The organism is Chamaesiphon sp. OTE_20_metabat_361 (assembly GCF_031364565.1).
On the sequence record NZ_JANLWO010000872.1, the window covers coordinates 1 to 6,625 of the forward strand.

Sequence of the window (6,625 nt, forward strand, 5' to 3'; positions counted from 1 at the left end):
TTCATCTTTCTTTTGTTCGACTAGCAGCGACACCCAGCCACTACCGACGGATTCAGCGACGACTTGACCGCTCCAATCTTCATTAAACTCATAGACGACAGCGCGATCTGCTTTGGAAGCTTGGCGGATCTCTTGGACGACACTGGCGAAGACATCATCGACGACTAAGGATTGACGAATTCGATCGGCAATCCGGTTGATCGTTTGTTCTTGATCGGCACGTTTTTGGAGTTGTTTGATATAGTCGATTTGCTCCATCGCAAACCCGACTTGCAGCCCCATTTGGCGGAGAGTTTCGAGTTCTTCTTCTTGCCATTTGCGGACGTGGGCGTTTTGATAAGAAGCGATCAGTCCCCACAATTAGCGATCGGCACCGAAGATCGGCGCGAGCATATAAGAGCGAGCTTCAAACTGTTCGAGTAGCTGAACGTGGCAAGTTTGGTGTCCGACGGTGTAGATATCATCCACGGCAAAGCATTCGCCATCTTTGTAGCGACCGCCTTGGGTGCGTTGGAGGAAGGTATCTTGGACGATATGGACGGTTTCGATTAGGTCTACCCAGCCTGGAGCAGCGGATTCGGCGATAAAGCGACCGCTCCAATCGGCGTCGAATTGATAGATCGCCAGTCTGTCGGTTTCGAGCAGTTTGCGACCGTCTTGGGTAGCGACTTGGAAGACAGTTTTTTCATCTTTGGCAGTGCGCAGCCGCTCTTGGAGTTTGGAGAGTCCCCGTTCCCGTTGGAGCCGCTCTTCCATTTTCTTGGTTTGAAACTGGGCGAGACGACGGCTGGTAGTTTGTTGGAGCGGGAAGCTAAAGGTTTTGGCATAGTCGAGCATCGTCTGAAGCTCGGATTCTTGCCAGTTGCGTGCGCCAGAGTTTTGGTAGACACCCAACATGCCGAGCAATTGGTTGTTTTTCAAGACGGGGACGACGATGTACGCCCGCATTTGCAGTGGTTCGAGGGATTCTAATAAGCAGCGATCGAATCCTTTGGCTTGAATATCGTTGACGACGTAATAAGGCTTGTAATTTTCGTTGTTAATCGAGTAGTCCAAGTCTAGTGATGTGCCTGCTTTCGCCCAGTTCACGCCGACGGATTCAGCGATGACATTGCTACTCCAGTCCGGATTGTAAGCGACGACCATCGCCCGATCGGCTTGGAGAGTGTGACGGATATTGTCGAGTGTCGCCTGCATCACTTCCTGCGCTTCGACCTCGATCGCGGCTAATAAGTCACGACGTTGGGATAATTGCAATAGGGGTTGATTGGGCTGGACTGCGAGGGTGAGTTCTAGGGATAATTGGGACAAGCAAGCGGTTTCCGCTTCCGTCCAAGTGCGGGGACGATCGCACTGGTGGACGACCAATAAACCCCACACCCGACCGAGGCTATAACTATCGGTCGCTGCCGAGTAACCGTTGATTAAAATCGGTACGGCGACTGTTGCCTGGACTTGGTACTGTTCTAAAATCTGCTTTTGGTAAGGGCTGGTTTCGCTATTAATCAACGAGATCGTCCGCTGGGAGCGATCGTCAGTGAATTGCTCGAACCCAAAGCCAATTTGCGGGATTTCGCTATTGAGCGTGGGGGTTAAGCCAGCTTGGACGGCTTCAGCGATCGATCGACCCATACTCGCCCCTGTCAATTGATAAATCAAGACGCGATCGGCATTTAGTAATGTTTTGATATCAGCAACTGCACTAGTGAATGCCGCCATCGGTGAGGTCGCTTGTCTAATTCTGGTAGCGATTTGATGGATTTTATCGGCATCGATATTCGCCGCTGGTGCTGCTGGCGGGTTACTCGCTGTCGTCAAAAATCCCGCGAGTTCTCTCGCTCTCCGCAGATTTTGACGCAGGGGTTCGCTATTGGGATTGTTCGAGCTTTCGAGCTTGGCTTGAGTATCTTGAAGCAGTGATAATAGCTGTTGTTTGGCGGTAGTGCTAGTCATATTACGATCTGAATTGGACATTAATTTTTCTGGGGCGGGAGTGGCAGCGTTGAGTAGTTCTGCTGCTTTATCTTGGCGTTCATCTGCCGAACTAAAGAGATTTTTCAACATGGGCAATATTGGTAATTACTAAATTGCGATCGTTAATTCATAACTATTTCTATATATTGTCATCGAGCGTTATTTTGCTCGATGCTCAAGCAGTTACTGGAGTGCCAATCAGCGCATCAACTATCCGATCTAGGTCGATAACTACTCGCGATTGATGGGCATCATCGATAAAATAACCCGCCAAAAACGAACGGATTCGATCGGTATACATGGCTTCACCCATCGGCAAACATTGCTGAAGATCGTATGTCTCGATCGTGCCAACGCGCTCGATTAATAGTGCTACTGTCTCATTTTGTACCTGAAATAGCATCCCCATTCCAGTCCTAGCTGCCGTGCGCACATAGCCAGTGCCGCCCATTAAGTGAGCCAAGTCCAGTACCCAAGTGGCTTTACCGCCATAATTAATAATGCCGAGTAGCGATTCATTCATTTGCGGAACTGCTAAAATTTCTGCTAAAGAAATTTTAATAGTTGCTTGCAAGTTAATTAAGGGAATTAACGCACTCAAACTATCGCCGATCGTAAAACCTAAAAAGCGTTGATGTTCGTCCGACCTTTCACTCGGACGAGCTATTAGATTTTTACTGGCTGGAGATGACATCAGATCGATCGTTTTGCTCATAATTTATCACTCACAACTTATAATTTTCACGATATTTCAACCAATTAGGCGATTGACTGTTTGGAGTAAAGTTGGCTCGTCTACGGTTTTACTCAGATACGCATCAGCACCGCTCATATCGCCCCAAGTCCTGTCGATCTGCTTATCTTTGGTGGAATAAATCACGATCGGGATATTTTGAGTTGCAGGTTCGGTTTTAAGTTTACGACACAGCTCGAAGCCACTTTCACCTGGTAAAATTACATCTAAAACGATCAGATTTGGTTTGAAAGTTTTGAGTCTAATTTCGGCTTCCTCACCACTAGTAACTACTAAAATTGAAAAGCCTTGACCCTCCAAGCATTTTTTCAATCTATCTGCTTCTAACTTACTATCTTCAACAATTAAAATCTGACTCATAACTACTTAACTCCCACAAGATATTTATCGATCATTTTTAACACTGCATCTGACTGTACTGGTTTACCCAAAAAGCCAGTCGCTCCCACCATTTTCGATCGCATCCGATCGATCAATCCATCCTTACCAGTCAAAATAATTACGGGAATATCTTTCAAGCTCGGAGTTTTCCGAATTTGTTCGCATACTTCATAACCATTAGTAATTGGCATTAATAAATCCAGAAATATAAAATCTGGTTTATTTCTAATCAAGCTCGGCATAATTTTGAGCGGATCTTGAACGCCATAACAACGATAGTCATTTTCAGTCAAAATCTTTTCTAAAGATTGATAGATTAGGATACTGTCATCGATACAGGCAATCAAAGGATTCTGAGTCTCACTAGTTCTCACTCCCGGTACTAATGGCACTCGATTTTCAGTACTTAATTGGTTACTAATACCAGTACTTAATTGATTACTAGTACCTGTACTTAGCTGGTTACTAGTACCTGTACTCATTTGGTTACTAGTACCAGTACTCAGTTGGCTGCTATTTTCTAGATTATTAGTCTGACTGACTCTCGATTTTGGCTGGGATGATAAATTAATAAATCCCGATCGCAGCAATGGTAAGAGTGTGCTGGTAAAATTGAGCGCCGATTGACGACTATTAGCTGCCAAACTACGCACGGAGCGATTGCCATCGATCGCCACTACCGTCTGATGTAAATTAGGATTGCCCGCTAATTGCGCCAAATCCAGCGATGGCGAAACAATCGCAAATAAACTCGGTGCGTAAGCCGCCAAACCTACATTCGACCATTCTTGCCAAGTTTGAATCGATTTAGTCAAAATTGGTTCGATTTCTAGTAATGGCAATACTAGATTGAGTTGGGCATTACCAGCCCCAGTTTGAGAGAGCTTATAAGAAAGCCGATTGCCACTATGTTGGCTAAATTGAATCACATCAAATAAGCTTTCGATCGTCATTCTAGCGACTAACTCAGCACATTGTTGTCGATCGATCGACTCACTTACCAATAGCTCTGCCAAAATATTTGAATCTAAGTTAGATTTACGCGGATTATTCACCTCAGCCAAGCGTTCTGGCGGCAGGTTGAGTTGAGCTAGACTCAAGTTTCTTTGCCAGCAATTAATCGGTTCGATCCCACCATCAACCCAGCCCACTCTACCGAGTCTAAATGAAAAAATCCAATATGGATGCGATTCTATTTTAATAACTAAGTTTCCACTAAAAGATTGAGATTTAATATCTTTCAGTTGAATGATTAAATCCTTAAAACTAATACTAGTTAACTTTTCGCTACTTTCAATCATTACTCTGTGCCATCAATCTCTTAATAATTTTTGTATGTAAAGTTACATAACTTCTGTTAATACAGATGGAATTTTTCTAAAATCATCTATCGATCGATTGCTTCAATCTGAGTTAAATAATTATGTGAATATTTGGCTGTAACTACTCGATCGGATTTAGCTTGCGAGCGTGAATTCGGTTGCGTGCGAGCTGGGCGCAGCAACCCCACAGTTCGAGCTAGTTTCGATCGTTACATAGTTAGTGTTCCCAGATTCAGCGCAGAATATCCAATACCTCGATCGAACTGCTAATGATTATTGGTAATAATTTGAAGTGTCCAGCCGTCGGGGTGTGCCGATCTGGGTATGGACGTCAGTCTCGTCGCCGATTAAAATCGGGGCACATGAAGCACAGTCCGCCACGCGGACTAGGATATTAACCAAATCCGGTTTGTAAAACTCCCTAACCTTGCCCTCACCCCCAACCCCTGTGTCTTGTTGCGCTAAACCGTCGGGGAACCCGACGAGCCAGGGGTGTCAACTTAAGAAAAAAAGCAAAAAGTCAAGGGAGAAAGAAAATGGCGATAGGCTGGGACTTGAAGCATTTCCTTTCTGTCATGGCAACACATCAATATGGGAATCGAGACCATCGCCGAGCAGTAACAGTGCGCCTAGTAACGAAGAACTCGAAGCCAGACTCAGAGATTTACTCACCCCGGGGACATTCGCTAATCTCAAAATAGTCACCGACAACACAAGGCAGTTGCGAGATAGAGTGCTGACATTACCAGTAATGGCAGCAATCGTCTTGAGCCTAGTTTATCGACAAGTGAGTGGCTTAAGTGAAGTCCTGCGGTTATTAGAACAAGAAGGCTTGATGTGGGTAGAGTCAATGCAAGTGAGCAAACAAACTCTCTCAAATCGACTCAGGGAGATTCCGGCCCAGTTATTTGCCCAAATGTTCGAGCAAGTCGTTGCCAGATCTAGTCAGCAAGTGTCGCGATTAGTGCCATCCGAGTGGGAACAGGTCGGTTCCAAATTGGCGGCAGTGTGGTTAGCTGATGGCTCGAACCTCGAAGCATTAGTCAAGAAATTACAACTGCTCAAAGAACAGAAGAGTCCTTGGGGTGGTCGGATGATGATGATGGTTGATGCGTGGAGTTTAAAGCCGACGGCGGCTTGGTACACTTACATTACCAATGTCCTCGACCCAAATGCGCTCTCCCCGCAACAGGTGTGCGACCTTTACCGCCGTCGCTGGCGGATTGCGGATGCGCTCCGGTCGGGTTTCCCGACCATGGAAGCGCACCAAGCAGAGGATGCGTTTTTGCTGACCAAGCGATTGCTGGGATTAGCTTATCTATGGGTGGCTGGCAGTAATGCGGATGCGCTCCGGTCGGGTTTCCCGATCATGGAAGCGCACCAAGCAGGAGTCCAAATTCAAATCTATGCGACCTGGATTTTTGATGTGGTACTCCTCGACTTGTGTGAGGACGTGGCTGTGGCTTTGCGACAACCCCTCGACCGGATTTCGGTCGAGATGGTGTTTCGGAGCTTGTACCATTTTTCTCGCGCTAGGCAATTTGGTCGCGCCAGCGAGATTGTCCCTTTCCTGGTTGACAATGCTCGTTCCTTTGGACTCGTCAAAGCCCAGCGGAAGAGGCATCGATCTATTAAATCTCAATCTCTTGACATCTGGGCTTCTTTCTTAAGTTGACACCACTGCCCGACGAGCGCGCAACGCTCCCAAGCTTGGGAGCGGGGAGCCAGAGCCAGAGGCGATGGCGGGGTGAGGGCGACGAGGGGTTTCGGTCGCAAAAGAAGGGTTTGTGAAGCGGACTAATATCCTAGTCCGCGAAGGCGGACTTCGCATCATCAGCCGAGACTTTAGTCTCCAGGCTCCTCTTACTCAATTAAATTAACGCAACGCACCTGTAAAAATAGTATCTGTCAAATTCGCACCTGTAAAAATTGCCCCTCGCAGATCTGTGTAGCTCAGATTGGCACCCATCAGATTGGCGTCAGTCATGTCTGCACCAGCGAGATTGGCTCCACTCAAATCCGCTCCAGTAAAATTTGTCTCGGTTAAAATAGCCCCAACAAAACTCGCTCTAGTCAAATTTGCCCAGGACAGATCGGCACCAGTGAGATGGGCGCGATCGAAAGTGGCTAACACTGCATAGCTAGTAACTAAATGCGCTCGAATCAGCCGTGCTTGTGTCAAATTAGCCCGATA

The 6,625-nt window shown here is 46.6% G+C and carries 6 protein-coding genes and 1 pseudogene; 1 reads left to right on the plus strand and 6 read right to left on the minus strand.

The features are described from left to right. The 5 genes and pseudogenes from RMO35_RS24490 to RMO35_RS24510 form a co-directional block, all read right to left on the minus strand. A pseudogene (locus RMO35_RS24490) lies at positions 1 to 360 on the minus strand (chemotaxis protein); the annotation flags it as partial. Further along, positions 361 to 2,064 (minus strand): GAF domain-containing protein, encoded by a 1,704-nt coding sequence (locus tag RMO35_RS24495; protein WP_309745257.1) that lies wholly within the window; start codon positions 2,062 to 2,064, stop codon positions 361 to 363. Between the two features lie 85 nt (positions 2,065 to 2,149). Beyond that, positions 2,150 to 2,689, minus strand: coding sequence for a chemotaxis protein CheW (locus tag RMO35_RS24500; protein ID WP_309745260.1), 540 nt, complete (start codon positions 2,687 to 2,689; stop codon positions 2,150 to 2,152). 36 nt (positions 2,690 to 2,725) lie between these two features. Further along, positions 2,726 to 3,088: a response regulator gene (locus tag RMO35_RS24505; RefSeq protein ID WP_309745262.1), complete on the minus strand. Its 363-nt coding sequence runs from the start codon at positions 3,086 to 3,088 to the stop codon at positions 2,726 to 2,728. A 2-nt stretch (positions 3,089 to 3,090) separates the two neighbouring features. Further along, positions 3,091 to 4,410: a response regulator gene (locus RMO35_RS24510; RefSeq protein ID WP_309745264.1), complete on the minus strand. Its 1,320-nt coding sequence runs from the start codon at positions 4,408 to 4,410 to the stop codon at positions 3,091 to 3,093. Between the two features lie 754 nt (positions 4,411 to 5,164). Between RMO35_RS24510 and RMO35_RS24515 the strand changes: the two genes are divergently transcribed. Then, positions 5,165 to 6,106 carry a hypothetical protein gene (locus tag RMO35_RS24515; RefSeq protein ID WP_309745266.1) on the plus strand — a complete coding sequence of 314 codons (942 nt, stop codon included), beginning with the start codon at positions 5,165 to 5,167 and terminating at the stop codon, positions 6,104 to 6,106. 201 nt (positions 6,107 to 6,307) lie between these two features. Here RMO35_RS24515 and RMO35_RS24520 read toward each other — a convergent pair. Then, positions 6,308 to 6,625: pentapeptide repeat-containing protein (locus RMO35_RS24520; RefSeq protein WP_309745268.1), on the minus strand; the 318-nt coding region annotated here is incomplete at its 5' end.